The organism is Streptomyces sp. NPDC047028 (genome assembly GCF_040644095.1).
GTDB lineage: Bacteria > Actinomycetota > Actinomycetes > Streptomycetales > Streptomycetaceae > Streptomyces.
Genome location: NZ_JBEYVS010000003.1, coordinates 1 through 24861 on the forward strand (window position 1 = coordinate 1; position 24861 = coordinate 24861).

The 24861-nt window shown below is 72.2% G+C and carries 20 protein-coding genes; 7 read left to right on the forward strand and 13 right to left on the reverse strand.

Annotated elements, in window-relative coordinates:
* The first annotated feature begins 638 nt into the window (after positions 1 to 638).
* A complete protein-coding gene (gene trpS / locus ABZ854_RS03490) occupies positions 639 to 1694 on the forward strand; it encodes a tryptophan--tRNA ligase (RefSeq protein WP_361203546.1) in 1056 nt (351 codons plus the stop codon).
* Here trpS and ABZ854_RS03495 read toward each other — a convergent pair.
* Entirely contained in the window at positions 1655 to 2632 is a 978-nt protein-coding gene (locus tag ABZ854_RS03495) for a helix-turn-helix domain-containing protein (RefSeq protein ID WP_361203549.1), read from the reverse strand. The two genes, trpS and ABZ854_RS03495, sit on opposite strands and share 40 nt — an antisense overlap.
* 75 nt (positions 2633 to 2707) lie before the next feature.
* Between ABZ854_RS03495 and ABZ854_RS03500 the strand changes: the two genes are divergently transcribed.
* A complete protein-coding gene (locus ABZ854_RS03500) occupies positions 2708 to 3328 on the forward strand; it encodes a cysteine hydrolase family protein (protein ID WP_361203552.1) in 621 nt (206 codons plus the stop codon).
* 29 nt (positions 3329 to 3357) lie between these two features.
* Here the strand turns inward: ABZ854_RS03500 and proC are convergent, their stop codons facing one another.
* The 5 genes from proC to ABZ854_RS03525 form a co-directional block, all read right to left on the reverse strand.
* Positions 3358 to 4170, reverse strand: coding sequence for a pyrroline-5-carboxylate reductase (proC, locus tag ABZ854_RS03505; protein WP_361203555.1), 813 nt, complete (start codon positions 4168 to 4170; stop codon positions 3358 to 3360).
* Positions 4171 to 4249: 79 nt separating this feature from the next.
* Positions 4250 to 5044, reverse strand: a complete 795-nt coding sequence (locus ABZ854_RS03510; protein WP_361203558.1) for an ABC transporter permease — start codon at positions 5042 to 5044, stop codon at positions 4250 to 4252.
* Positions 5041 to 5880: an ABC transporter ATP-binding protein gene (locus ABZ854_RS03515; protein WP_361203561.1), complete on the reverse strand. Its 840-nt coding sequence runs from the start codon at positions 5878 to 5880 to the stop codon at positions 5041 to 5043. Before ABZ854_RS03515 ends, ABZ854_RS03510 begins: the two co-directional genes overlap by 4 nt.
* Positions 5881 to 6174: 294 nt before the next feature.
* Positions 6175 to 6690, reverse strand: coding sequence for an EamA/RhaT family transporter (locus tag ABZ854_RS03520; protein ID WP_361203564.1), 516 nt, complete (start codon positions 6688 to 6690; stop codon positions 6175 to 6177).
* A 108-nt stretch (positions 6691 to 6798) separates the two neighbouring features.
* Entirely contained in the window at positions 6799 to 7119 is a 321-nt protein-coding gene (locus ABZ854_RS03525; RefSeq protein WP_361203567.1) for an SH3 domain-containing protein, read from the reverse strand.
* A gap of 253 nt (positions 7120 to 7372) precedes the next feature.
* Between ABZ854_RS03525 and ABZ854_RS03530 the strand changes: the two genes are divergently transcribed.
* The gene (locus tag ABZ854_RS03530; protein ID WP_361203570.1) at positions 7373 to 9520 is read left to right on the forward strand and encodes a serine/threonine-protein kinase; all 2148 of its coding nucleotides are present in this window, start codon (positions 7373 to 7375) and stop codon (positions 9518 to 9520) included.
* A gap of 223 nt (positions 9521 to 9743) precedes the next feature.
* Here the strand turns inward: ABZ854_RS03530 and ilvD are convergent, their stop codons facing one another.
* The 4 genes from ilvD to ABZ854_RS03550 all read right to left on the reverse strand — a co-directional run bounded on the left by ilvD (position 9744) and on the right by ABZ854_RS03550 (position 14251).
* On the reverse strand, positions 9744 to 11597 hold the full coding sequence (gene ilvD / locus ABZ854_RS03535) for a dihydroxy-acid dehydratase (protein WP_361203573.1): 1854 nt from the start codon (positions 11595 to 11597) through the stop codon (positions 9744 to 9746).
* A 133-nt stretch (positions 11598 to 11730) separates the two neighbouring features.
* A complete protein-coding gene (locus ABZ854_RS03540) occupies positions 11731 to 12363 on the reverse strand; it encodes a TetR family transcriptional regulator (RefSeq protein WP_361203576.1) in 633 nt (210 codons plus the stop codon).
* Entirely contained in the window at positions 12360 to 13172 is an 813-nt protein-coding gene (locus ABZ854_RS03545; RefSeq protein ID WP_361203579.1) for a sugar phosphate isomerase/epimerase, read from the reverse strand. Before ABZ854_RS03545 ends, ABZ854_RS03540 begins: the two co-directional genes overlap by 4 nt.
* Positions 13173 to 13315: 143 nt before the next feature.
* Entirely contained in the window at positions 13316 to 14251 is a 936-nt protein-coding gene (locus tag ABZ854_RS03550; protein ID WP_361203582.1) for a Ppx/GppA phosphatase family protein, read from the reverse strand.
* Positions 14252 to 14322: 71 nt separating this feature from the next.
* Here ABZ854_RS03550 and ABZ854_RS03555 point away from each other — a divergent pair, with 71 nt between their 5' ends.
* Complete coding sequence (locus ABZ854_RS03555) at positions 14323 to 15159, forward strand: hypothetical protein (RefSeq protein ID WP_361203585.1); 837 nt, start codon at positions 14323 to 14325, stop codon at positions 15157 to 15159.
* A gap of 158 nt (positions 15160 to 15317) precedes the next feature.
* On the opposite strand, the gene ABZ854_RS03560 is transcribed toward ABZ854_RS03555, so the two are convergent.
* Positions 15318 to 18332: a BTAD domain-containing putative transcriptional regulator gene (locus ABZ854_RS03560; protein WP_361203588.1), complete on the reverse strand. Its 3015-nt coding sequence runs from the start codon at positions 18330 to 18332 to the stop codon at positions 15318 to 15320.
* A 313-nt stretch (positions 18333 to 18645) separates the two neighbouring features.
* Between ABZ854_RS03560 and ABZ854_RS03565 the strand changes: the two genes are divergently transcribed.
* On the forward strand, positions 18646 to 19062 hold the full coding sequence (locus tag ABZ854_RS03565; RefSeq protein ID WP_361203591.1) for a hypothetical protein: 417 nt from the start codon (positions 18646 to 18648) through the stop codon (positions 19060 to 19062).
* A gap of 68 nt (positions 19063 to 19130) precedes the next feature.
* Here ABZ854_RS03565 and ABZ854_RS03570 read toward each other — a convergent pair whose 3' ends face one another.
* The gene (locus ABZ854_RS03570; protein WP_361203594.1) at positions 19131 to 20876 is read right to left on the reverse strand and encodes a hypothetical protein; all 1746 of its coding nucleotides are present in this window, start codon (positions 20874 to 20876) and stop codon (positions 19131 to 19133) included.
* 196 nt (positions 20877 to 21072) lie between these two features.
* Here ABZ854_RS03570 and radA point away from each other — a divergent pair, with 196 nt between their 5' ends.
* Both radA and disA read left to right on the forward strand, forming a co-directional pair.
* Complete coding sequence (gene radA / locus ABZ854_RS03575) at positions 21073 to 22482, forward strand: DNA repair protein RadA (protein WP_361203597.1); 1410 nt, start codon at positions 21073 to 21075, stop codon at positions 22480 to 22482.
* Positions 22483 to 22562: 80 nt separating this feature from the next.
* A complete protein-coding gene (gene disA, locus ABZ854_RS03580; RefSeq protein ID WP_129307640.1) occupies positions 22563 to 23687 on the forward strand; it encodes a DNA integrity scanning diadenylate cyclase DisA in 1125 nt (374 codons plus the stop codon).
* Positions 23688 to 23929: 242 nt separating this feature from the next.
* Here disA and ABZ854_RS03585 read toward each other — a convergent pair whose 3' ends face one another.
* On the reverse strand, positions 23930 to 24739 hold the full coding sequence (locus ABZ854_RS03585; protein ID WP_361203601.1) for a hypothetical protein: 810 nt from the start codon (positions 24737 to 24739) through the stop codon (positions 23930 to 23932).
* Between the last annotated feature and the right edge of the window lie 122 nt (positions 24740 to 24861).

A 24861-nucleotide genomic window follows, 5' to 3' on the forward strand; every position in this document is an offset into this window, starting at 1 on the left:
CATGATGACCGAGAACGGGGTATCAACATATCTGGCGTTGATTTTTGGCACGCTGTTGAGTTCTCAAGGAACGGTCGCTTCCTTTGTACTCACCCTCTCGGGCTTTCCTCCGGGCGCTTCCCTTCGGTCTTGCGTTTCCGACTCTATCAGATCCTTTCGGCGTCTGATTCCCAGTCAGCGGGGTTTGTCTTCCCGGCCGCTGGGCCGTTCCGACGAGTGAGACTTTAGCGGATTCCTTGCTCCCGAGCTAATCGGGGGCCTGCGCCCTTTCGAACGCGGATTCCTCATTTCGCACATACGCGCGCCAAAGAAACGGCGACGGATCGCCGAGTAGTGGCTGGTACCTGCGGAATGGTTGTTCGGGGACCGACCGGAGTCGGCTCTCACGTCGAACAACTCGAAGAACCTTACGGATCAGCCCGGGGTGTGTCAACTCGTGGCCGGACGCGCTCCGGCGGCGTACGGTTGGGGCCATGACTACGCGTACGTGCACCCAACTGTGGTGGGCCGCCTGACGGCGGCCGTACTCACGTATGCACCCAACGGCCGCCGCTTCGGCGGCCGTTCTCGTTTCTCCCTCCAGGACTCCGGGAGCCGGCCGCCGGGACGGCGGTCCCGACCAGGAGACGGAGACAGAGATGACGCGGGTCTTCAGCGGTGTGAAGCCGACCGGGCACCTGACGCTCGGAAACTACCTCGGGGCCATGCGGCGCTGGGCCGAGGTGGACCAGCACGGCTCGGACGCCCTGTTCTGCATCGTCGATCTGCACGCGCTGACCGTGGACCACGATCCGGCTCGGGTGCGCAGGCTCAGCCGGCAAGGGGCCACGCTGCTGCTGGCGTCGGGGCTCGATCCGCGGTTGTGCACGGTGTTCCTGCAGAGCCATGTCGACGAGCACACGAGACTGTCGTACCTGCTGGAGTGCGTGGCGACCGACGGCGAGATGCGGCGGATGATCCAGTACAAGGAGAAGGCCGGACGGGAGCGGGAGCGGGGTGGCAGCGTGCGGCTGTCGCTGCTGACATATCCCGTCCTGATGGCGGCGGACATCCTCGCGTACGGCGCGGACGAGGTGCCCGTGGGCGACGACCAAACGCAGCACGTGGAGCTGGCGCGCGATCTGGCGGTCCGGTTCAACCACCGGTACGGGCACACGTTCGTGGTGCCGAAGGCGACACCTCCGCAGGTGGCCGCGCGGGTGATGAACCTCCAGGACCCGGCGTCGAAGATGGGGAAGTCTGAGGACACGGGGCCCGGGATCGTCTATCTGCTGGACGAGCCGGAGGTGGTGCGGAGGAAGGTCATGCGGGCCGTGACCGACAGCGGCAGCGAGGTGGAGTACGACAGGGAGGGGCGGCCCGGCGTCGCGAACCTGCTGGAGATTCTCGCAGCGTGCACGGACGGGAACCCTGAGTCACTGTCGTCCGTTTACCACTCGTACGGCGCTTTGAAGAAGGACACCGCGGACGCGGTGGTGGAGCTTCTTCGGCCCGTGCAGGCCAGGCACAGGGAGCTGTGCGCTGATCCGGCGTATGTGGAGGGGGTGCTGCGTGATGGCGCGCAGAAGGCTCGGGCGATGGCCCGGCCGATCGTCGATACGGCGTACCGGGCGATCGGGTTGCTCCCTGCTCATGCACCCACTCAGACGGGCGCTCACACGGACAAGCCGGCCGTGCTGAACGCGGCCCGGTAGGCGCGCGGGCTGGTGGCGAGGCGCGAGGCGAAGTGCTGGCGCATTGTGACCTCGCTGCCGAAGCCGGCGCGGCGGGCGACCTCGGGCATGGGGAGGTCTGTGCGTTCGAGGAGTTTCTGAGCGGCGGCGATGCGCTGGTCGAGGAGCCAGCGCAGGGGTGTCGTGCCGGTGGCGGCGCTGAAGTGGCGGGCGAAGCTGCGCGGTGACATGCCGGCGCGGGCGGCGAGGCCGGCGACCGTGAGGGGCTCGTCGAGGTGGCGCAGGGCGTGTTCGCGTACGGCGGCGAGGGTGTCGGCGTCGCGGTCGGTGTGCGGGGTGGGGTGCTCGATGAACTGTGCCTGGGTTCCGGTGCGGAAGGGGGCGGTGACCATGGAGCGGGCGATGGTGGCGGCCGCTTCGGCGCCGTGGGTGCGGCGCACCAGGTGGAGGCAGAGGTCGATGCCGGCCGCCGTGCCGGCGGCCGTCCAGATGTTGTCGTCCTCGATGAACAGGGCGTCGGGGACGACGGTGACCTGGGGGTGGTGGGCTCGCAGGAGGCCGACGAGGTTCCAGTGGGTGATGGCGCGGCGGCCGTCGAGGAGGCCGGCCTCGGCGAGGGTGAAGGCGCCGCCGCAGAGGGCGGCGATGGTGGTGCCGCGTGCGTGGGCGCGGCGCAGGGCGTCGAGGACGGGGGTGGGTGCCGGGGTGAGGTGGTCGTCGAGGCCGGGGACGAGGATGAGGTCGGCCCGGTGCAGCCAGGTGAGGGTGCGGTCGGGAAGGAGGGAGAGGCCGCCGCGCAGCGGGATGGGGCTGGTGGGGTCGGCGGCGACTCGGCGCAGGTCGAAGGCTGGGGCGCCGCGGTCGGTGCGGTCGGTGCCCCAGACCTCGGTGATGACGGAGACGTCGAAGGCGCGGATGCCGGGGAAGGCGAGGAGCGCGATGCGGTGGGCGTCGGCCATGCCTGGCAGTAAACCATCGATCGCTGTCTTCCGGTCCTCTGGGGCGGGGCGCGGTGCGGCGGCAGGATCGTGGTCATGGAGATCGCGGAGAACGCAGCGCTGGTGGTCGTGGACGTGCAGAAGGGCTTCGAGGAGCTGGGCTACTGGGGGCCGCGGAACAATCCGGGGGCCGATGACAACATCGCGGAGCTGATCGACGTATGGCAGTCGACGGGGCGGCCGGTCGTCTTCGTGCGGCACGACTCGGTGAAGCCGGAGTCGCCGCTGCGTCGGGGTCAGGAGGGCAATGAACTGAAGGAGTACGTGGCGCGGCGGCGCGGGAAGGGGGCCGGTCCGGAGCTGTTCCTGACGAAGACGGTGAACTCGGCCTTCCTCGGCACGCCGGATCTGGGGGCCTGGCTGAAGGAGTCGGGCATCGGGCAGATCGTGCTGGCCGGCATCCAGACGAACATGTGCGTGGAGACGACGGCCCGGATGGGCGGGAATCTCGGGTACGACGTGGTGGTGGCGTACGACGCGACGTACACGTTCGATCTGGCGGGCCCGTTCGGCTGGCGGCGCACCGCGGACGAGGTCGCTCAGGCGTCGGCGGTGTCGCTGCACGGCGGCGGGTTCGCGCGGGTGGTGACCACGGCGGAGGTCGTGGAGTCGGCGAGCGGTGCCGGGGTGCCGGTCCCACCGGGGGCCGCGGGCTGATCGCGCGCCGCCCCCGGTGGGACCGGCGGTCAGTCCTTCTTGCCGGTGGCGAGTTCGCGGCTGCGGTCGCGGGCCGCTTCGAGGGCAGCGATGAGGGCGGCGCGGACGCCGTGGTTCTCGAGTTCGCGGATGGCGTTGATGGTCGTACCGGCCGGGGAGGTGACGTTCTCGCGGAGTTTGACGGGGTGTTCGCCGCTGTCGCGGAGCATGACGGCGGCGCCGATGGCGGACTGGACGATGAGGTCGTGGGCCTTGTCGCGGGGCAGGCCGAGCAGGATGCCGGCGTCGGTCATGGCTTCGACCAGGTAGAAGAAGTAGGCGGGGCCGGAGCCGGAGAGGGCGGTGCAGGCGTCCTGCTGGGACTCGGGGACGCGGAGGGTCTTGCCGACGGCGCCGAAGATGTCCTCGGCGGTGGTGAGGTGGTCGGCGGTGGCGTGGGTGCCGGCGGAGATGACGGACATGGCCTCGTCGACGAGGGCGGGCGTGTTCGTCATGACGCGGACGACCGGGGTGCCCTCGACCAGGCGCTCCTCGAAGAAGGAGGTGGGGATGCCGGCCGCGCCGCTGATGATCAGGCGGTCGACGGGGATGTGCGGGGCGAGTTCGTCCAGGAGGGTGCCCATGTCCTGGGGCTTGACCGTGAGGATCAGGGTGTCGGCGGTCTTCGCGGCCTCGGCGTTGCTGACCGGGGCGACTCCGTAGCGGGTTCGGAGTTCTTCGGCGCGTTCGGGGCGGCGGGCGGTGACCAGGAGGTCCGCGGGGGCCCAGCCGGCCCGGATCATTCCGCTGAGCAGGGCTTCGCCGATCTTGCCGGTGCCGAGGACTGCGACTTTCTGGCTCATGGGGTTCAGTCTGGCACCGCGGAGATGAGCTGCGAGCGGACAGTCCGGTGGGCGGACGCCGGGGATGCCTGCGGTGGGCTCAGGGGGTTCGGCGTCGCAGGGTCGCCGCGCCCAGGCCGAGGACTAGCAGTGCGCAGCCGGCGACGATCAGGACGTCGCGCACGAAGGTGGCGGTCATGTCGGTGTGGCGCATGACCTCGTTCATCCCGTCGACGGCGTACGACATCGGCAGGACGTCGGAGATGGCCTCCAGGACGGGGTGCATCTGGTCGCGGGGCGTGAAGAGGCCGCAGAGGAGGAGCTGAGGGAAGATCACCGCCGGCATGAACTGGACCGCCTGGAACTCGGAGGCGGCGAAGGCGGAGACGAAGAGGCCGAGGGCGGTGCCGAGCAGGGCGTCGAGGAGGGCGACGAGCAGCAGGAGCCAGGGTGAGCCGGTGACGTCCAGGCCGAGGAACCAGACGGCGAGGCCGGTGGCGAGGGCGGACTGGATGATCGCGAGGGTGCCGAAGGCGAGGGCGTAGCCGGCGATGAGGTCGGCTTTGCCGAGCGGCATGGCGAGGAGGCGTTCGAGGGTGCCCGACGTGCGTTCGCGCAGGGTGGCGATGGAGGTGACGAGGAACATCGTGATCAGCGGGAAGATGCCGAGCAGGGAGGCGCCGATGTCGTCGAAGGTGCGCGGGCTGGCGTCGAAGACGTAGCGGAGCAGGACGAGCATCACGCAGGGGACGAGGACCATCAGCGCGACGGTGCGCGGGTCGTGGCGCAGCTGGCGCAGGACGCGGGCGGCCGTGGCGGTGGTCCGGGAGGCGTTGAAGGCGCTGGGGGGCGTGATGGGGCCGGGGGTCGCGGCGTGGGGCGCGCTGGTGGTCATCGGGTGCTCTCCTTGCTGCGGGCGCGGCTGTCGGCGGTGGCCTCGTCGACGAGGTGGAGGAAGGCGGCCTCGACCGTGTCGGTGCCGGTGCGGGTGCGCAGGGCGTCGGGGGTGCCGTCGGCGAGGATCTCGCCCTCGCGCATGAGGAGGAGGCGGTGGCAGCGCTCGGCCTCGTCCATGACGTGGGAGGAGACGAGGAGGGTGGCGCCCCGGTCGGCGGCGAGGTGGTCGAAGAGGCTCCACAGGTCGCGGCGGAGGACGGGGTCGAGGCCGACGGTGGGTTCGTCGAGGACGAGGAGTTCGGGGGCGCCGAGGAGGGCGACCGCGAGGGAGACGCGGCCGCGCTGGCCGCCGGAGAGGTGGCCGGCGAGGGCGTCGGCGTGACTGGTGAGGTCGACGTCGGCGATGGCGCGGGTGACGTGTTCGTGGCGGCGTTCGGCGGCGGCGCGGCCGGGGTCGAGGATCGCCGCGAAGTACTCCAGGTTCTGCCGGACGGTGAGGTCGCCGTAGACGGAGGGGGCCTGGGTGACGTAGCCGAGGCGGCTGCGCAGGGCGGGGTGGCCAGCCGGGTGGCCAAGGACGTCGAGGGTGCCGGTGACCTTGGCCTGGGTGCCGACGATGGCGCGCATGAGGGTCGACTTGCCGCAGCCCGAGGGGCCGAGCAGTCCGGTGATCTGCCCGCGGGGGACGGTGAAGCCGAGGTGGTGGAGGACGGTGCGGGGGCCTCGGACGACGGTGAGGTCCTGGGCGCGGACGGCGTGGGGGGCGGACGGCTCGGGCGCGGGTGGCTCCGGGGCCGGTGGCTCGGTGGCCGGGCCGGTCGAGTAATTCATCATGTGATGAATAATGTGCTCGGGCCGCGGTCACGTCAAGAGGCGCGGCGGCCGGCTGGGTGAGCCGGCCGCCGCGCGGACCGTTGATCTGATGGGTGGTGACGTCAGGGGTGAGGGTGACGGCGACCGGGAGGAGGACGTCGTACGTCTCCTCGACGCGACGATGCCGTCGGGGAAGACGTTCAGCAGGCGGCGCACACCTCGTCGGGGTATGCGGTCCTGCGGTGCTCGGGCAGAACGAGGGACGCCTGAAGCGGAGGCGTCCGCCGGGGGCGGCCAGGTCGGTGTGCGGGGCGGCTACTTGCGGCGCTTCTTCTTCGGGTTGCCGGTGCGGCGGGCGGTGCGGCGTTCGTGTTCGGCGCGGGCCGTGTCGTACTCCTCGCGGTGCAGCCGTTCGCCGGGGGCCTCGGTGAGGGAGCGGAAGAAGTAGGCGAGCAGGGAGCCGACGAAGCCGATCGCGAGCAGGCCGCGCAGGGACGCCTGGCGGGCCGGGTCGTGCCGCTTGCCGAAGCCGTCCCAGGTGTTGCGGAAGGCGAGGGCGCTGCAGATCGCGAACATGGCGATGATGAGCACGGTCACGAAGGTGCCGGTGTCGGCGATCTGGATGCCCTGGTAGGCGAAGCGCAGGACCAGGCAGGAGAAGGCCGCCGCGACGAGCGAGCCGACGGCGACACCGGCGCGGCGGGCGCCGTAGCCCTGGTCGTGCTCGACCCAGGACGTGCCGAAGAAACGCAAGGGCTCGGGCCGCGGCCCGCCGGGGGCGGCGCCTGTCGAGCCCGCGGGGGTGTCCGGGGTGCCGGGTTCGTCGCTCACGGGACGATTATGGCGCCGCCGGGACGCGGGCTCGGGGGCAGGGTCGCCCGCGACGGTCAGCCACGCCGGTCGGCCGCGCCGGTCGGCCCGCGCCCGGCACCCATGCCGTCAGCCGCAGCGGTCTGCCACGTAGCCGTCGCTGCCGGTGTGGATGTAGGTGTCCGAGACGTACTCGCCGCTGCCGATGTTGTCCCAGATGTTCGAGGTTCCGTAAGGGCCGGTGACCGTCGTGCCCGGGGACTGGCAGTAGATGCGGACCTTGGCGCCCTCGGCCAGGACGCGGACGATGCCGTAGCCGGTGCCGGGGCCGCTGCGGACGTTGAGGCGGACGCCCGGGGCGACGGAGTAGGAGTGCACGGTGGCGGACTGCGCCGTCAGCGAGCGTTCCTCGTCGGTGCCTCCGACCTCGGTGACCTGTTCGACTGCCATGACGTCCTCCCCCGGTCCGGCCCCGTGTCCGTCACGGGGCCGCGCTGATCCGATGATCCGTTCCGTTGCTTCGCGCATCCGTCGCTTCCCGCATCCGTTGCTTCGCGGATCCGCTCGTTCGCGTCATAAGACACATGTGCGTGACTCGCACGCGAACGCTAGCAAGCCGCCTCTGTCTCGTACGAGTCATCGACTAGGCTCCGTGCGTCGCGCGCGCGGTCGAACAGCACGGGGGTGGTCGGGGGTGGTCCCAGTGACGCCACAGCACGGGCCCGGGGCGGGCGCGGAAGCGGAACGTCCCGAATACGCCGGTCACTACCGGCTGGAGTCCTGTCTGGGTTCCGGTGGGATGGGCGTGGTGCACCTGGCGCGCAGTACGTCGGGACTGAAGCTCGCGGTCAAGGTCGTGCACGCCGAGTTCGCCAAGGACCCCGAGTTCAGGGGGCGTTTCCGGCAGGAGGTGGCGGCGGCCCGGCGGGTGAGCGGCGCCTTCACCGCGCCCGTGGTGGACGCCGACCCGGAGGGTGAACGACCGTGGATGGCCACGTTGTTCATCCCCGGCCCGACCCTGTCGGAGCAGGTGAAGCGGAACGGGCCCATGGAACCCGGCCAGTTGCGCCGGCTGATGGCCGGGCTCGCGGAGGCCCTGCGGGACATCCACCGGGTCGGAGTCGTGCACCGGGATCTCAAGCCCAGCAACGTGCTGCTCGCCGAGGACGGGCCGAAGGTCATCGACTTCGGCATCTCGCTCCCCAAGGACAGCGAACTGCGCACCGAGACCGGGAAGTTGATCGGCACGCCGCCCTTCATGGCGCCCGAGCAGTTCCGGCGGCCGCGCGAGGTGGGGCCCGCCGCTGACATCTTCGCGCTCGGTTCGGTGATGGTGCACGCGGCGACGGGGCGGGGGCCGTTCGACTCCGACAGCCCGTACATCGTCGCCTACCAGGTGGTGCACGACGAGCCCGACCTGACCGGTGTGCCGGAGAACCTGGCGCCGCTGGTGCTGCGCTGCCTGGCCAAGGAGCCGGAGGAGCGGCCTACGCCGGACGAGCTGATGCGGGACCTGCGGTCGGTGGCGGCGTCGTACGACACCCAGGCGTTCATACCGGCGCAGCGGAGCGGGGAGGTCGCGGACGCCGGGGAGGCTGGAGAGGCCGGGGCAGAGTGTGTGGCCGAGCCGGGGGCTGCGTCGGTGCCGGGGTCGGTTTCGGTGCCGGCGGCGGGGCGGGTACGTCGGCGCCGGCGGCGGATGGCTCTTGTCGCCGGGGGCATCGGGCTGGCCGTGGCCGGGGCGGGCGTGTCGGCGTTGCTGCTCGGCGGTGGCGGGGCCGGGCCGCGGGAGGCCGCGCCCCGTACGGCGTCCACGGCGTTCGACGCCTGGCGGGCCGGGCCGGCCGGCGCGGGCGAGGGCACGCCGCAGTGTGCGTACGGGGCGGGGAAGCTGCTGTGCGGGCGGTCCCGCGCGGTGTACGCGCTCGATCCGGCCGACGGCCGTCTGCTGTGGCGGCATGCCGTCACCGGGGCGCGGTGGAGCGGGCCGCCGGTCGTGTCGGGCGGGCTGGTGCAGATCGTGAGCGGGAACGGACGCCACGTGGCCGGGCTCGATCCCGCGTCGGGCCGTACCCGCTGGCAGCGGGACCTGGCCGCGTACGCCGGACTCGGCCACACCACGCACATGCTGCTGCTCACGCACGCCGACGGCACGCTCACCGGGGTGGACAGCGCGTCCGGCGCCACGAAGTGGCAGCGGCGGCTGCCCGGCTCCGGTGTGGCACGTCTCGACTCGTTCGCCGGGGACGGCCTGGTCTACGCGACGGCGACGTCGGACGACGGTGGCAGCAGCCGTGTCACGGCGGTGGACCCCACCTCGGGGGCGGTGCGCTGGGAGGCGCGGCTGACGGGCAGCCTGCGGCCGGTCGGCGCGGAGGGGGGTGCCGTGTTCTTCCTGGCCGCCGATCCGGTGTACGGCGACACGGACGCCGTTCTCCGGTACGAGCCGGGGAAGCGGGCGTCCCGGCGCGTGAAGCTTCCGGCGCCGCGTGCGGACGCGCGGGCGGTGGTGCGGGGCGGGGTGGTGTACGTGCTGGGCGCGGACGGGGCGCTGGACGCGGTCGACATGGGGGCCGGGCGGCGGGTGTGGCACCTGGAGACCGCGGTGAGCCGGGGTTCGGCGCCGGTGGCCGACGGGCGGTACGTGTACCTGGCGGCGGCGGACGGGCGCGTGCTGGCGGTTGACGTGCGGGACGGTCGGTTCGCCGGCCAGACCCGGCCGCACCCCGGCGCGGCGTCTGACCGGGTGGCGGCGGCGCTGCCCTCGCCGGTGGTCGCCGGGTCGCATGTCTTCGGTGCGGCGGCGGACGGGACGGTGTTCGGGGTGGACGCGAAGCCGTCGGACTGGTGAGGGGGCCTGCCGGCCGGGGGTGCGTTCTCGACTGACGGTGCGTCGTGGCTTGTCGCGCCCACGCGGCGGAGCCGCATATCGAACACAGGCCCGCGCCCCTTTGAGGCGCGTCGTAGCGCCGTCGGCTTCGAGGCGACCCGGGGGATCGGGGGCCGTGTCGTTTCCGCGGCCCGTGTGAAAGGGCCGCCCCCGTTCGCGGAGGCGGCTCCTTGCGGTGGGTGGGTCAGCCCAGCCTGGTGACGTCTCGGACTGCGCCCTTGTCGGCGCTGGTGGCCATGGCGGCGTAGGCGCGGAGGGCCGCGGAGACCTTGCGGGTGCGGTTCTTGGGGGCGTAGGTGCCGTTGAGGGACTGTTCGCGGCGGGCCAGTTCGGTGTCGTCGACGAGCAGTTCGATGGTGCGGTTGGGGATGTCGATGCGGATGCGGTCGCCGTCCTGGACGAGGGCGATCGTGCCGCCGGAGGCCGCCTCGGGGGAGGCGTGGCCGATGGAGAGGCCGGAGGTGCCGCCGGAGAAGCGGCCGTCGGTGACCAGGGCGCAGGTCTTGCCCAGGCCGCGGCCCTTCAGGTACGAGGTCGGGTAGAGCATCTCCTGCATGCCGGGGCCGCCCTTGGGGCCCTCGTAGCGGATGACGACGACGTCGCCGTCCTTGACCTCCTGGGTGAGGATCCGCTGGACGGCCTCCTCCTGCGACTCGCAGACCACGGCCGGGCCCTCGAAGGTCCAGATGGACTCGTCGACACCGGCGGTCTTCACCACGCAGCCGTCGACGGCCAGGTTGCCCCTGAGGACGGCCAGGCCGCCGTCCTTGGAGTAGGCGTGCTCGGCGCTGCGGATGCAGCCCTCCGCCGCGTCCTCGTCCAGCGCCTCCCAGCGCTCGGACTGGGAGAACGCCTCGGCGGAGCGGACGCAGCCGGGGGCCGCGTGCCAGAGTTCGACCGCCTCGGGGGACGGGGAGCCGCCGCGGACGTCCCAGGTCTTCAGCCAGTCGGCGAGGGACGGGCTGTGCACGGCGTGCACGTCCTCGTTGAGCAGGCCCGCGCGGTGCAGTTCGCCGAGGAGGGCGGGGATGCCGCCGGCGCGGTGCACGTCCTCCATGTAGTACGTGCGGTTCTTCGCGACGTTGGGCGCGACCTTCGCCAGGCAGGGGACGCGCCGGGAGACCGCGTCGATCTGCTCCAGGCCGAAGGGAACGCCCCCCTCCTGCGCGGCGGCCAGCAGGTGCAGGATCGTGTTGGTGGAGCCGCCCATCGCGATGTCCAGGGCCATGGCGTTCTCGAAGGCCTGGAAGGTGGCGACGTTCAGCGGGAGGACGGACTCGTCGTCCTGCTCGTAGTAGCGGCGGGTGATGTCCATGACCGTGCGGGCGGCGTCGACGTAGAGCTGCTTGCGCGCGGTGTGGGTGGCGAGGACCGAGCCGTTGCCGGGCAGGGAGAGGCCGATGGCCTCGGTGAGGCAGTTCATCGAGTTGGCGGTGAACATGCCGGAACAGCTGCCGCAGGTCGGGCAGGCGTTCTCCTCGATACGGAGGATGTCCTCGTCGGAGATCTTGTCGTTGACGGCGTCGGAGATCGCGTCGACCAGGTCGAGCGTGCGGACCGTGCCGTCGACGAGGGTGGCGCGACCGGACTCCATCGGGCCGCCGGAGACGAACACCGTGGGGATGTTGAGGCGGAGCGCCGCCAGCAGCATGCCCGGGGTGATCTTGTCGCAGTTGGAGATGCAGACCAGGGCGTCGGCGCAGTGGGCCTCCACCATGTACTCCACCGAGTCCGCGATCAGGTCGCGGGAGGGCAGGCTGTAGAGCATGCCGCCGTGGCCCATGGCGATGCCGTCGTCCACGGCGATCGTGTTGAACTCGCGCGGGATGCCGCCGGCCTCGGTGATCGCCTCGCTGACGATCCGGCCGACGGGCTGCAGGTGGGTGTGGCCCGGCACGAACTCGGTGAAGGAGTTGGCTACCGCGATGATCGGCTTCCGGCCGATGTCCGCACCGGGTACACCGGAGGCGCGCATAAGGGCGCGGGCGCCCGCCATGTTGCGGCCGTGGGTGACTGTGCGGGACCTCAGCTCGGGCATCGTCGCTCGCTCCTTCAATGTCCTTCTGGGAGTTCTGACTCCCTACGAGACTACGCCGCCGCTCCAACTGCTGGACACGCTTGTCCGGAATGCGGGACGCGCGTCCACGGCCCGGATCCGGGGCCCCTCCGGCTCAGGGAGCCGTGAGGTGGTGCTGTACGACGGGTGCCACCCGGGCGATGATCTGCTCCGGGTCGGCCGAGGCCAGCGGCTCCAGCTTGATCACATACCGCATCATCGCCACACCCACCAGCTGCGCCGCCGCCAGCTCTGCGCGCAGCTCCGCGTCGGGCAGGTTCACCTGAGCGGCGACGCGGCGCAGCACCTGGCCGGCGATCAGGCGGCGGAAGACGGCGGCGGCGGTGTCGTTGTTGACGGCCGAGCGCACGATCGCGAGCAGCGGGGTGCGGGTCGTGGGGTTCTCCCAGATGCCGAAGATGAAGCGGGTCATCCGCTCCCCCACACCGTCCAGCGGCCCTTCGGTCAGCGCGTTCGGCTCGGCCAGGGCGGGCGCGAAGGCGACGGCGATGGCCGCCTCGAAGACCTGCTCCTTGGTGCCGAAGTAGTGGTGGACGAGCGCGGAGTCGACGCCGGCGGCCTTGGCGATGCCGCGTACGGACGTCTTCTCGTAGCCGCGTTCGGAGAACTCCTCGCGGGCGGCGCCGAGGATGCGGGCGCGGGTGCCGGCGGACTCGGTGCGCGGCGGCCGGCCCCGGCGGCGCCCCGGTGCCCCGCCGTCCCGGCCGCGCGCGGACGTCTCGCTCATCGTCGGGGTACCTTCGCGCCGGCGGCCAGGTGGGCGCGTGCGAAGGCCAGGGCCTCGGCGAGATCGGCCTCGCGTTCGGCGCCGGACATCGCGCGCCGCGTGTTGACCTCGATGACGACGTGGCCGTCGAAGCCGCTCGTGGCGAGGCCGTGCAGCAGTTCGGCGCAGGGCTGGGTGCCGCGCCCGGGGACGAGATGCTCGTCCTTGGCGGAGCCGCGGCCGTCGGCGAGGTGGACGTGGCCGAGGCGGTCGCCCATGCGGGCGGCCATGCCCAACGCGTCGGTGCGGGCGGTCGCGGCGTGGCTGAGGTCGATCGTGAAGTGCCGGTAGTCGTCCTTGGTGACGTCCCAGTCGGGGGCGTACGCCAGCATCTCGCGGTCGCGGTAGCGCCAGGGGTACATGTTCTCGACGGCGAACCGTACGTCCGTCTCGTTCGCCATCCGCCAGATCCCGTTCACGAAGTCCCGGGCGTACTGCCGCTGCCAGCGGAACGGGGGGTGTACGACGACGGTGGACGCGCCGAGCTTCTCGGCGGCCGTCCGGGCCCGCTGGAGCTTGGTCCAGGGGTCGGTGGACCAGACCCGCTGGGTGATGAGCAGGCAGGGGGCGTGGACCGCGAGGATGGGGATGTCGTGGTGGTCGGAGAGACGACGCAGGGCCTCGATGTCCTGGCTGACCGGGTCGGTCCACACCATGACCTCGACGCCGTCGTAGCCGAGGCGCGCCGCGATCTCGAAGGCGGTCGCGGTGGACTCCGGGTACACGGAGGCTGTCGACAGTGCGGTTTTCACGTCCGTTGGGTCAGCCACGTCGTCACCTTACGGTGTGGTCAGGTGAGGGTGTCGGGTGCCTATTCGCCGTTGTGAGCTTTGCCATTCCGGCGGGTGCGGGTTGTACGTGGCTTGTCGCACAGTTCCCCGCGCCCCTTCGGGGGCGCCTTGGCTCGCCCTCTCTACTTCTCCGACTCCATGTGGTCGAGGCGGCGGAGGATCACGCCCTCTCTCAGGGCCCACGGGCAGATTTCCAGGCTCTCCACGCCGAACAAGTCCATCGCGCCCTCCGCCACCAGGGCGCCGGCGAGGAGCTGGCCGGCTCGGCCTTCTGAGACGCCGGGGAGTTCGGCGCGCTGGTCGGCGGTCATGCCGGCGAGGCGGGGGACCCAGGCTTCCAGGGATTCGCGTTTGAGTTCGCGCTGGACGTAGAGGCCGTCGGCGCTGCGCGCGGCGCCGGCTATGCGGGCCAGCTGCTTGAAGGTCTTGGAGGTGGCGACGACGTGGTCGGGGGCGCCGAAGCGGCTGAATTCGGCGACGTTGCGCGCGATCTCGGCGCGGACGTCGCGGCGCAGGGCGCGGACGTCGTCGGGGTGCGGGGGGTCGTCGGGAAGGCGGGCGGCGGTGAGGCGCCCGGCGCCGAGGGGGAGGGAGACGGCTGCGTCAGGTTCCTCGTCCAGGCCGAAGGCGATCTCCAGGGAGCCCCCGCCGATGTCCAGGACCAGGAGTTTTCCGGCGGACCAGCCGAACCAGCGGCGTACGGCGAGGAAGGTGAGCCGGGCCTCCTCGGCGCCGCTGAGGACCTGGAGCCGTACGCCGGTCTCGTTCTCCACGCGCGTGAGGACGTCGTCGGCGTTGGTGGCCTCGCGGACGGCGGAGGTCGCGAAGGGGAGGAGGTCCTCGACGCCCTTGTCCTCGGCCGCCTGGAGGGCGTCCTTGACGACGGCGATCAGCTGGTCGACGCCGTGGTCGCCGATGGCGCCGTCGTCGTCGAGGAGCTGGGCGAGCCGCAGGTCGGCCTTGTGCGAGTGCGCGGGCAGGGGGCGGGCGCCTGGGTGGGCGTCCACCACCAGCAGATGCACCGTGTTCGAACCCACGTCGAGGACACCGAGTCTCATGTACGGCACGCTACTGCCACATCACCGGTTCACGGTCCTCCGCGTGGTCGCGGGCGACTTACCCTGGACGCGTGCCAAAGACGAAGAAGGCGAAGTCCGGCAAGAGCGACAAGACCGGCAGGGCCGCCGCGTCCTCCCCGGTAAGTGACGAGCAGGGGCTGGACTTCCCGCGCGCGTGGGTGGAGTTTCCTGATCCGGCGGACGACGAGCAGGTCTTCCGCTGCGACCTGACATGGCTGACCTCTCGCTGGAACTGCATCTTCGGGAGCGGCTGCCAGGGCATCGAGGCGGGCCGCGCGGACGACGGGTGCTGCACGCTGGGCGCGCACTTCTCGGATGAGGACGACGAGAAGCGGGTCGCCGGGTTCGTGGCGAGGCTCACACCGGACATCTGGCAGCACCACGACGAGGGCACGCGGCACGGCTGGGTCTCGGAGGACGACGAGGGCTCGCGGCAGACCCGCCCCTTCCAGGGCTCGTGCATCTTCCAGAACCGGCCCGGGTTCGCGGGCGGCGCCGGCTGCTCGCTGCACATCCTGGCCCTGAAGGAGGGCCGGGAGCCGTTGGAGACCAAGCCGGACGTGTGCTGGCAGCTGCCGGTCCGGCGGACGTACGACTGGATCGACCGTCCCGACGACACGCGTGTGCTCCAGGTGTCCATCGGCGAGTACGACCGGCGGGGCTGGGGTCCGGGCGGCCACGACCTGCACTGGTGGTGCACGTCGGCGACCTCGGCGCACGGCGCGGGCGAGCCGGTCTACGTCTCCTACCGCGCGGAACTGACCGAGCTGATGGGCAAGGCCGGCTACCACCGCCTGGTCGAGCTGTGCGAACAGCGACTGGCGTCCCAGCTGCCCCTGGTGGCCCCGCACCCGGCGGACCCACCCCAGGCTTCCACGGACGCCTAGTCGCCGGCCGGCAGCACCTCCGAGGCAGCCGATGCGGCTTGGACGGCGGAGGCCCGCACCGCACCGCGAGGGTGAGGACTGGCACACCCCCGGACCGTTCGCCGGTCGGGGGGCCGGTCACGTACCTACCCCTCTGCGGGGGCAGCGAGGCGGCTGGGTCATGGGGAGGACGGTCGCGCTGGTGCTTTCGTTCGGTTGATGTCGCCGATCGTCTGCCACAAGCGCTGTGCCCGTCCGCGGTGCCGGTGCGCCAGGTGGTGGGCGCCGGCGGCGGCGTCCAGGTCGCCGATCAGTTGCCAGCACGTGGCCTCGTCCTGGCGGTCGCCGTGCCGGTGGAAGAGGTCCGCCGCGCGTTCCAACGCCGGGGTCGCCCGGTCCCGGTCGTGCTGACCGGCGTACACACGGCCGACTTCCAGCAGCGTGTACGCGGCGCACCGCTCGTCGGCCAGCTTCTCGAAGGTGGCCAACGCCTGCCGCAGGCAGCGCAGCGCCTCGTGCGGATCACCGCGCCGATCGTGCAGCCGGCTGGAGCGTCGCCGCACGACCGCCACCCGGTGCTCGTCGTCGAGCGCCCTGGCCTGGCGCAAGGCGTTGTCGAACCAGGACTGCGCCTCGTCGAGTTCGTCCTGCATGAGTCGCATGACGGCCATCGAGCAGGACAGCTGCGCCTCCAGATGCCGGTCGCCCTCGCCGACCGCGACGGCCAGCGCCTGCTCGACCCGTTCGGCGGCTTCGTCGTCACGGCCCTGTACCCTGCTGATCGTGCTCAGCATCGCCATCGACAACGCCTCGCCGCGCTTGTCCCCGCCGTCCTGGCACAGTCCGACGGAGGACTCCAGGGCCCGGGTCGCCTCCTCGAACTCGTCACGATAGATGTGCAGTTGGCCAAGTCCGCGCAGCAGCACCGAGGTGCCTCGGGTGTTGCCGACGGCCAGCGCCGCGTCCAGGGCGAGCCGGTGCCCGTGCTGCCAGTCCTGATACAGGCACCGGTGGTCGTAGTACGTCGCGGGGCCGGCCGCCAGCTCCCAGGCCATCTCGTCCAGTCCCCAGTCCACGGCCAGTTTCACCGCACCGAGCAGGTTGTCGCGTTCCACGTCGAACCAACCGACCGGGTCGGCCAGCAGCCGGTCGACGACCGTGTCGGGCAGCGGCCGGCGCGGCGCCGAACCGGGCGCGGCGGCCAGCAGCCCGGCCGGTAGCCGGTCGGTGCCGCGCCCGACCAGGTCGAGCCAGGCGGACAGCACCCGGACGATCGCGTCCCGCTTGTCCGCCGCCGGCAGCGGGGCGGCGATCTCCACGGCACAGGTCCTGATCAGGTCGTGCAGCCGGTAGCGCGGCTGGCCGATGGCGTCGGTGGCGGTCAGCCGCACCAGGCTGGCGTCGACGAGGACGTCCAGCACCTCCTCGGCGTCCGAGCGGTCCAGCAGCGGGCCGACCACCCAGCCGGGCAGGGTGTAAGGGCCGAGCAGACCCAGCAGGCTCAGCGCGCGCACCGCGTCGGCCGGCAGCAGCCGCAGGCTCAGTTCGACGCTGGCTCGCACGCTGAGGTCCCCGATCCTCAGCTCGGCCAGCCGCCGGGACTCGTCCTCGATCCGCTCCCGCAGCACCCGCAGCGACCATGCCGGGCGGCCGATGAGCTTGGCGCCGGCGATCCGGATCGCGAGCGGCAGGTTGCCGCAGCAGTCGAGTATCGCGTCGGCCTCCGCCGGCTCCCGCTCGACCCGCCGCCGCCCGACGATCCCGGTGAACAGCTCCCGTGCCTCTGCCGGGGTCAGCACGTCCAGGTCGATGTGGCGAGCGCCGGGGAGTTGCGTCAGCAGAGTGCGGCTGGTGATCAACACGGCACAGCCGTCGGCCCCGGGCAGCAACGGCAGCACCTGATCGGCGTGGCCTGCGTCGTCCAGCACCACCAGCATGCGGCGGTCCACCAGCAACGACCGGAAGAGCGCGGCCCGCTCGGACAGGCCGTTCGGGATCGCACTGCCGGCGATCGACAGCGCGCGCAGCGCCTCGGCCAGCATCAGCCCGGGGTCCCGCGGCTCGTCCGATGTCGCGGCGAGATCGAGGTAGAGCTGGCCGTCGGGGAAGGCGGAGCTCGCCAGCCGCGCGGCGTGCGTCACCAGGCAGGACTTGCCGACACCCGGCCCGCCCACGATGACGGCCACCGGAGCCCGGTTCGACGCCGAGGCGCCGGATGAGTCCGGTAAGCCGGGTAAGTCCCGTAGGCCGGGTGAGTTCGGTAAGCCGGTTGAGTGGAGCAACCGGCCGACCTCGGCCAGCGCGTCGGCCCGGCCCACGAAGTCGGGTACGTCGAGGGGCAGTTGGCGCACCGGCATCGCCATGACCGGTTCGGCGACCGGGGCGCCCGGGCCTTCCGGTCGCGCGTCCGAGGGGCCCCGCGCGGGAGCAGGCACAGGGGCAGGGGCAGACGCGGCGGCAGGTGCCGCCAGAGCGGGATCGGCGAGCAGGATGCGCCGGTGCAGCTCCTGGAGAGGTGGGGCGGGGTCGACGCCGAGTTCGTCGGCCAGTGTCCGGCGCAGCCGCTCGTACGCTTGCAGCGCCTCGCCTTGTCGCCTGGACCGGTAGAGGGCGACCATCAGGTGTTCGGCGAGGTGCTCGTCGTAGGGGTGCTCACGGAGCAGAGCGGTCAGTTCGTCGATGACCTCCCGATGGCGCCCCAGGTCGAGTTCGACGCTCAGGCACTGCTTGTGTGTGGCCGCGCGTTTCTCGTTCAGCCGTGCCGCGTCGATATCCAGAATCCGGCTGGAGACGTCGACCAGGGCGCTGCCGCGCCAGCAGGCCAGCGCACGCCGCAGCGCGGCGGCTGTCTCGAACGGGGCCGTGTGGCGTTCGGCGAGGTACCGCTCGTGGTCGAACTCCAGCAGGTCGAGCTGGTCCGGGTCCAGGTGGATCTCGTAGCCGCCGCGCCGCGTGCTGATCAAGGAGCCGGGCGCTCCGCACGCGGCAAGGTTGCGGCGCAGCCCGGAGACAGCGTCCTGGACCTGACGGACCGCGGTGGCGGGTGCTTTCGCGTCCCACATCACGGCGACGAGACGGTCCATGGCGACGACGTCGTTGGCGTCGACGAGAAGCGCGGCCAGCGTCTTCGCCTGCCGCGGTCCGTCGAGCCGGACCTCGCGGCCGGTGATCTGAGCGTGTAACGGCCCCAGCACGCCGAACCTCATGTTCCCCCCGGAACTTCACGGTCAGCATCGCCCCCCGGCTGACCTGGCATTAGGACGAATCCAGGACGGTCGACGAACCCGCGTCCGTAGCGTCCCGGAGGCAGCCTGCCGCTCCCGCACGGCGAAGGAAAGGAACTGCGATGAAACGTTCGGTCAAGGCAGCAGCGTGGCACCGACGTTGGAAGGCCGGATTCGCTGTTCCGCCCCTCGCTCCGACCGACGCCTCGTCCGGCGACGGCCGGGCAAGCGCACGTGATCGACGGGACGGCACCGGACGGTTCGACCGGACAGGAGAATCGGCATGACCAAGGGCATCCTCAAGAAGATCGGCCGCCGCGGAGCGACTGCGGCCGCCACGGTGGCGCTGGCAGCCACCGGGATCGGCCTTTCGGCCGGCAACGCGAACGCCGTCGGCTGGTACTACCTCAACAACCACCCGACGGGCCACGGGGTGGGCGTCTACGCGCAGCCGCACACATCGTCGGCCAAGGTCGCCGGCGACCTGGAGTCCTACTCGTGGTCCGGGGACGCGGTCAACATGGTGTGCTGGACCACCGGCGACTACGCCGGCAACGGCGACGTCTGGTACCGGGTGGTCCAGGTCTACTCCGCCAGCTATGGCTACTGGCCGTCCTCGGGTACCTCGGTGGCCTACGTGTACGCGGGCTACGCGGACGGCAACTGGAACTTCCACGAGAAGACCATCCCCCAGTGCTGACCGCACGCTGAACCGGCGCGCCTCACCCGAGCCAACGGGGGGGCGCGCCGAGCCGGTTCAGGTGGAGGCTACGGGGTCTGTCCCGAGGGGCTGGGGCTGCCGTCGTCCGTCCCTGAGCCGGGGTCGGAGGTGGAGCCGGTCGGGGACGGTGACGGGCTGTCCGGCGCGGTCGGCGGGTCGGACGGTGGTGTGGTCGGGGGGTCGGACGGTGGTGTGGTCGGGGAGCCCGTGGGGGGTGGGGGCTCGCTGGACGGGGGCGGGGTCGTCGGGGCGGAAGTCGACGGCGTCGGGTCGGGGCTGGTCGTGTCGGGCGGGGTGGGGCCGGTGCGGGGGGCGGGGCCGTAGCCGTCGATGGTGACGATGGAGCCGGCGGGGGCGATCGCCAGCTGGGCCTGCCAGTGGCCGTGGGGCTCGGTCAGCTGGTCGACCTGCACCTTGATCGTCAACGTCTGGCCGGGGTCCAGGGTTCCCGAGGACTGGCTGAGGTAGAGCCAGGGCGCCGTGGTGGACGCGGACCAGTGGACGGGGCCTGAGCCGCTGGCGGTGAGGGTGACGAGGGTGGTGTCGCCGTCGGTACCGGCGCTGACCGCGAGGTGTCCGGACCCCTTCTTGTCGGCTCCGACGACGCTGACGACCTCCACGGAGACGTCCGCCTCGCCGTCCTTGGCGGAGGGGTGGGCACCGGGCTTCACGCGCGCGTTGCCGGCGTTCTCGTAGCCGCCGGCGGTGTCGCTGCCGAGGGCGTCGGGGCCCTGCGCCTCGCGCGCGGTGGCGGAGCGGGCCTCCGCCTCGGCGGTCGGGGTGCCCCGGTAGGCGGCCCACAGGGCGAGCACGGGCGCGGCGACGACGGTGGCGACGACGGTCGTGGTGACGGCACGCGCGCGGATGCGGTCGCGGCGGGCCGCGCGGTCCTTGGGGTCCATCGGGAAGCCGCGCCGGTCGAAGCGCGGGACGGCCGCTCCCCGCGCGCGCGTGGGATGCGCGAGGGCGGTGTGCAGGCCCGCGCGCGGGGCCGGGAGCACGGGCAGCTCGGCGGGGGTGACCGTGGCGCCGGGCCAGTGGCCGGGCGCGGCCCGCTCGGCGGTACGGCGGCAGCGCGGGCAGTCGTCGACGTGCCGGACCAGTTCGCGGCGCAGGGCGGTGCTGAGGACCAGCCGGCTGTCACCGGTGAGGTGGGCGACGCTCGGGCAGCCGCCGGTGCGGACGACGGCGAGGGCCGCGCGGGTCCGCTCGACCTCGCAGGCGGCGGAGGCGAGCAGTTCGCGGGCGGTGGCGGGCTCCATGCCGAGGACGGCGGCGACCTCGTGGTGGGCGAGGTGGTGGCGGACCGCAAGCTCCAGCGCCTCACGCTGCTCGGGGCTGGTGCCGGCCGCCTCGGGCCAGGCCAGCAGGGCGAGTTCACGCCGCCGCTGCTCCTCGACCTCGGGCGCGACGGCCGGCTCGGGGACGGGGCCGCCGGCCCTGGGGCGGCCCGCCGCGTGCGTGGACTGACGTTTCTGCTTGGCCTCGGCCAGCCCGCGCAGGCACGCCCAGCGGGCCAGCGCGTACAGCCAGGCCCTGCGGTCGGCGGCGGTCTGCGGGACGCGCTGTCCGCGCCGCTCGGCGAGGGCGAGGACGTCCCCGAGGGCGGTGGTGGCCGCGTCGTGGTCGCACAGGACCGACAGGCAGTAGGTGAACAGGCCGTCCAGATACGGTTCGTAGCGCTCCGGCGGCCGCTGCGCGAGGGTGCGCGCGGCGGCTCGGTCACGCGCCTCCCGGTGCGCCCGGTGCGCGCCGATGGTGCGGGTCGTGGTCTCCGGACTGCTGCTCATCACCCGTGCGACCGTAGGCGGCGGGAGTGTGCCCCTTCCTGCGGCTTGAGCACTTTTAATTCGTACGGGTGAAACGATCCCTCAATAGGGGACAGGAACCTCGGATTCCGTGGCTCGAACCCGACGGGCCGTGGCCGGGATCCGACCACCCACAGGTGGCCCCCGGGGCGTTGTCAGTGCCGCGGGCTACGGTTTGCGCATGGCTGCCCGTACGAAGACCACCAAGGACCGGCCGTCCTACCGCTGCACGGAGTGCGGCTGGCAGACGGCCAAGTGGCTCGGCCGCTGCCCCGAGTGCCAGGCCTGGGGCACGGTCGAGGAGTACGGCGCGCCCGCGGTCCGTACGACGACGCCGGGCCGCGTGACGACCTCCGCGGTGCCCATCGGCCAGGTCGACGGCCGGCAGGCCACCGCCCGCTCCACCGGAGTGGCCGAGCTGGACCGGGTGCTCGGCGGCGGGCTGGTGCCGGGCGCGGTCGTGCTGCTCGCCGGCGAGCCCGGCGTCGGCAAGTCCACGCTGCTGCTGGACGTGGCGGCCAAGGCGGCGAGCTCCGAGCACCGCACCCTCTATGTCACCGGTGAGGAGTCGGCGAGCCAGGTGCGGCTGCGCGCCGACCGCATCGGCGCCCTGCACGACGATCTGTACCTGGCCGCCGAGACGGATCTGTCGGCCGTCCTCGGCCACTTGGACGCGGTCAAGCCGTCCCTGCTGATCATGGACTCGGTGCAGACGGTCGCCTCCCCGGAGGTCGACGGCGCGCCCGGCGGCATGGCCCAGGTCAGAGAGGTCGCGGGGGCGCTGATCCGGGCGTCCAAGGAGCGCGGCATGTCCACGCTGCTGGTGGGGCACGTCACGAAGGACGGGGCGATCGCCGGCCCCCGCCTGCTGGAGCACCTGGTGGACGTCGTCCTGCACTTCGAGGGCGACCGGCACGCGCGGCTGCGCCTGGTGCGGGGCGTGAAGAACCGGTACGGGGCGACGGACGAGGTGGGCTGCTTCGAGCTGCACGACGAGGGCATCACGGGCCTGGCCGACCCGAGCGGGCTGTTCCTCACCCGCCGTGACGAGCCGGTGCCGGGGACCTGTCTGACGGTCACCCTGGAGGGCCGCCGTCCGCTGGTCGCCGAGGTGCAGGCGCTGACCGTGGACTCCCAGATCCCCTCGCCGCGGCGGACGACGTCCGGTCTTGAGACGTCCCGGGTTTCGATGATGCTGGCCGTGCTGGAGCAGCGCGGCCGGATCAGCGCGCTCGGCAAGCGGGACATCTACTCCGCGACGGTCGGCGGGGTGAAGCTGTCGGAGCCGGCCGCCGACCTCGCGATCGCGCTCGCCCTGGCCTCCGCCGCGAGCGACACCCCGCTGCCGAAGAATCTCGTCGCGATCGGCGAGGTGGGCCTCGCGGGCGAGGTCAGACGGGTCACGGGCGTCCAGCGCAGGCTCGCCGAGGCGCACCGGCTGGGCTTCACGCATGCGCTCGTACCGGGTGATCCGGGCAAGGTGCCGCCCGGGATGAAGGTCCTGGAAGTCGCCGACATGGGGGACGCGCTCCGGGTGCTGCCGCGCTCCCGTCGCCGAGACGCCCCCCAGGAGCGGGAAGAGCGCCGGTAGACTTTGCCCAGGTCTCGCCCGTCCGTACGAACCGAGTGCGGGTCGGCGGCGCCCCGAGAACCTGCGACCGGAGGAGTGCAGTGGCAGCCAACGACCGGGCAGCGGCTCCCGGAAAGTCCGGCGGGAGCGCCGGCTCCGATGGCCTGATGCGCGCCTCGCTGAGCGCCGTGGCTCCGGGCACGGCGCTGCGTGACGGCCTGGAGCGGGTGCTGCGCGGCAACACCGGCGGGCTGATCGTCCTCGGCTCGGACAAGACGGTCGAGGCGATGTGCACGGGCGGGTTCGTCCTGGACGTCGAGTTCGCCGCGACCCGCCTGCGGGAGCTGTGCAAGCTGGACGGCGGCATCGTGCTGTCCTCGGACCTGTCGAAGATCCTGCGGGCCGGCGTGCAGCTGGTCCCGGACCCGACGATCCCGACGGAGGAGACCGGCACCCGGCACCGCACGGCGGACCGGGTGAGCAAGCAGGTCGGCTTCCCGGTGGTGTCGGTCTCCCAGTCCATGCGCCTGATCGCCCTGTACGTGGACGGTCAGCGGCGGGTGCTGGAGGACTCGGCGGCGATCCTCTCCCGCGCGAACCAGGCGCTGGCCACCCTGGAGCGCTACAAGCTCCGGCTGGACGAGGTCGCGGGCACGCTGTCGGCGCTGGAGATCGAAGATCTGGTGACGGTGCGGGACGTCTCCGCGGTCGCGCAGCGGCTGGAGATGGTGCGGCGCATCGCCACCGAAATCGCCGAATACGTGGTCGAACTGGGCACGGACGGGCGTCTTCTAGCGCTCCAGCTGGAGGAGTTGATCGCGGGGGTCGAGCCGGACCGTGAGCTGGTCGTCCGGGACTACGTGCCGGAGCCGACGGCCAAGCGGTCCCGGACGGTGGACGAGGCGCTGTCGGAGCTGGACGCGCTGACCCACGCGGAGCTGCTCGAACTCGGCACGGTGGCGCGGGCGCTGGGCTACACCGGGTCTCCGGAGACGCTGGACTCCGCAGTGTCGCCGCGGGGCTTCCGGTTGCTGGCGAAGGTTCCACGGCTGCCGGGGGCGATCATCGACCGGCTGGTCGAGCACTTCGGCGGCCTGCAGAAGTTGCTGGCGGCGAGTGTGGACGACTTGCAGACGGTGGATGGCGTGGGTGAGGCGCGGGCCCGGAGCGTGCGGGAAGGGCTGTCCCGGCTGGCCGAATCTTCCATTCTGGAGCGGTACGTCTAGTTTTTCGGGGCGGTTCCGGTTCGCTTCCGGGCGCCGGGCCGAGGGGGCTTGTCGCGCAGTTCCCCGCGCCCCTGAAGGGGCGCTGCCCCCGTCTGCGCCGAGTTCGTAGCTGCGGGCAGGCGTGCCGCTAGGGGCGGCACGGGTGGGCGCAGCGGCACCCCGCCAATGCGGGCAAGTGAAACCCGCCCCCGGGCAACCGCAGCGTGCGGCACCCTGGCAGCGCCGGTGAGTGAGAGTTTCCTCTAGTCCGCCGACAGGACGAAGGAGGTTTGGGTTTTGGGGTAGCCCGGGGTCTGGGCTTCGAGGAGGTAGGTGCCCGGCTGGGCGGCGCCCGGTTTCGGGGAGGCGCAGTGGGGCTCGCTCGGGTGGCGGTCCCACGTGACCGTGTAGGTGATGCTCTGGCCCGCCGGCACACGGAAGACCAGGGCCGCCGTGGACTTGGGGCAGTCCGAGGAGGTCCAGTACGCGTCGTCCGCGTCGGACGGGGTGATCGTCAGCACCGCGTGCTTGGGCCCGAGGTCGATCTTGCAGTCGGCCGAGCCGTTGTTCCTCGCGGTGAGCTGGAACGACGGCGTCTGGTCCGGGGAGAAGGAGTTGTGCAGGCTGCGCACGCTCAGCGTGAGGGACGAGGCCGTGCAGTCCGGCAGCGTCGTCGACGCCGGGAGGGCATCGCCCGTACCGACCGTTCCGCCGCCCCCGGAGGAGCCCGAGCCGCTGGAGCCGCTGGAGCCGCCGGCGGATCCGCCGTCGCCGGCGCCGCCCCCGTCCGACCCCGACCCCGATCCCGAGCCCGACCCTCCGCTGCCCGACTCGTCGCGGCCGCCCGGGCGTTGGCTGATCGCCGGGCCCGACGAGCCAGGGCCCGGGGTGATCGTGGACACGGGGTTCTTGCCGTCGGACCCGTCGGCGTTCTTCTTGCCGCCCCCGCCGCCGGACGTGACGATCCAGGTGATCAGCAGTGCCAGCACGGCGACCACGGACACCATGACGACCCTCCGTCGCCAATAGATGGAGGAGGGAAGCGGCCCGACCGGATTGCGCAGAGATCCCACGGCGCAAACTGTACGAGAGATCACCGGACTTGCTCGCCCCACCCGCCGCCGTAACCACAACTTTTCCGGATCATCATTTTGGTGGTACGGCCGCAACTCCCGGCACGGGTACGCCCCTTCAC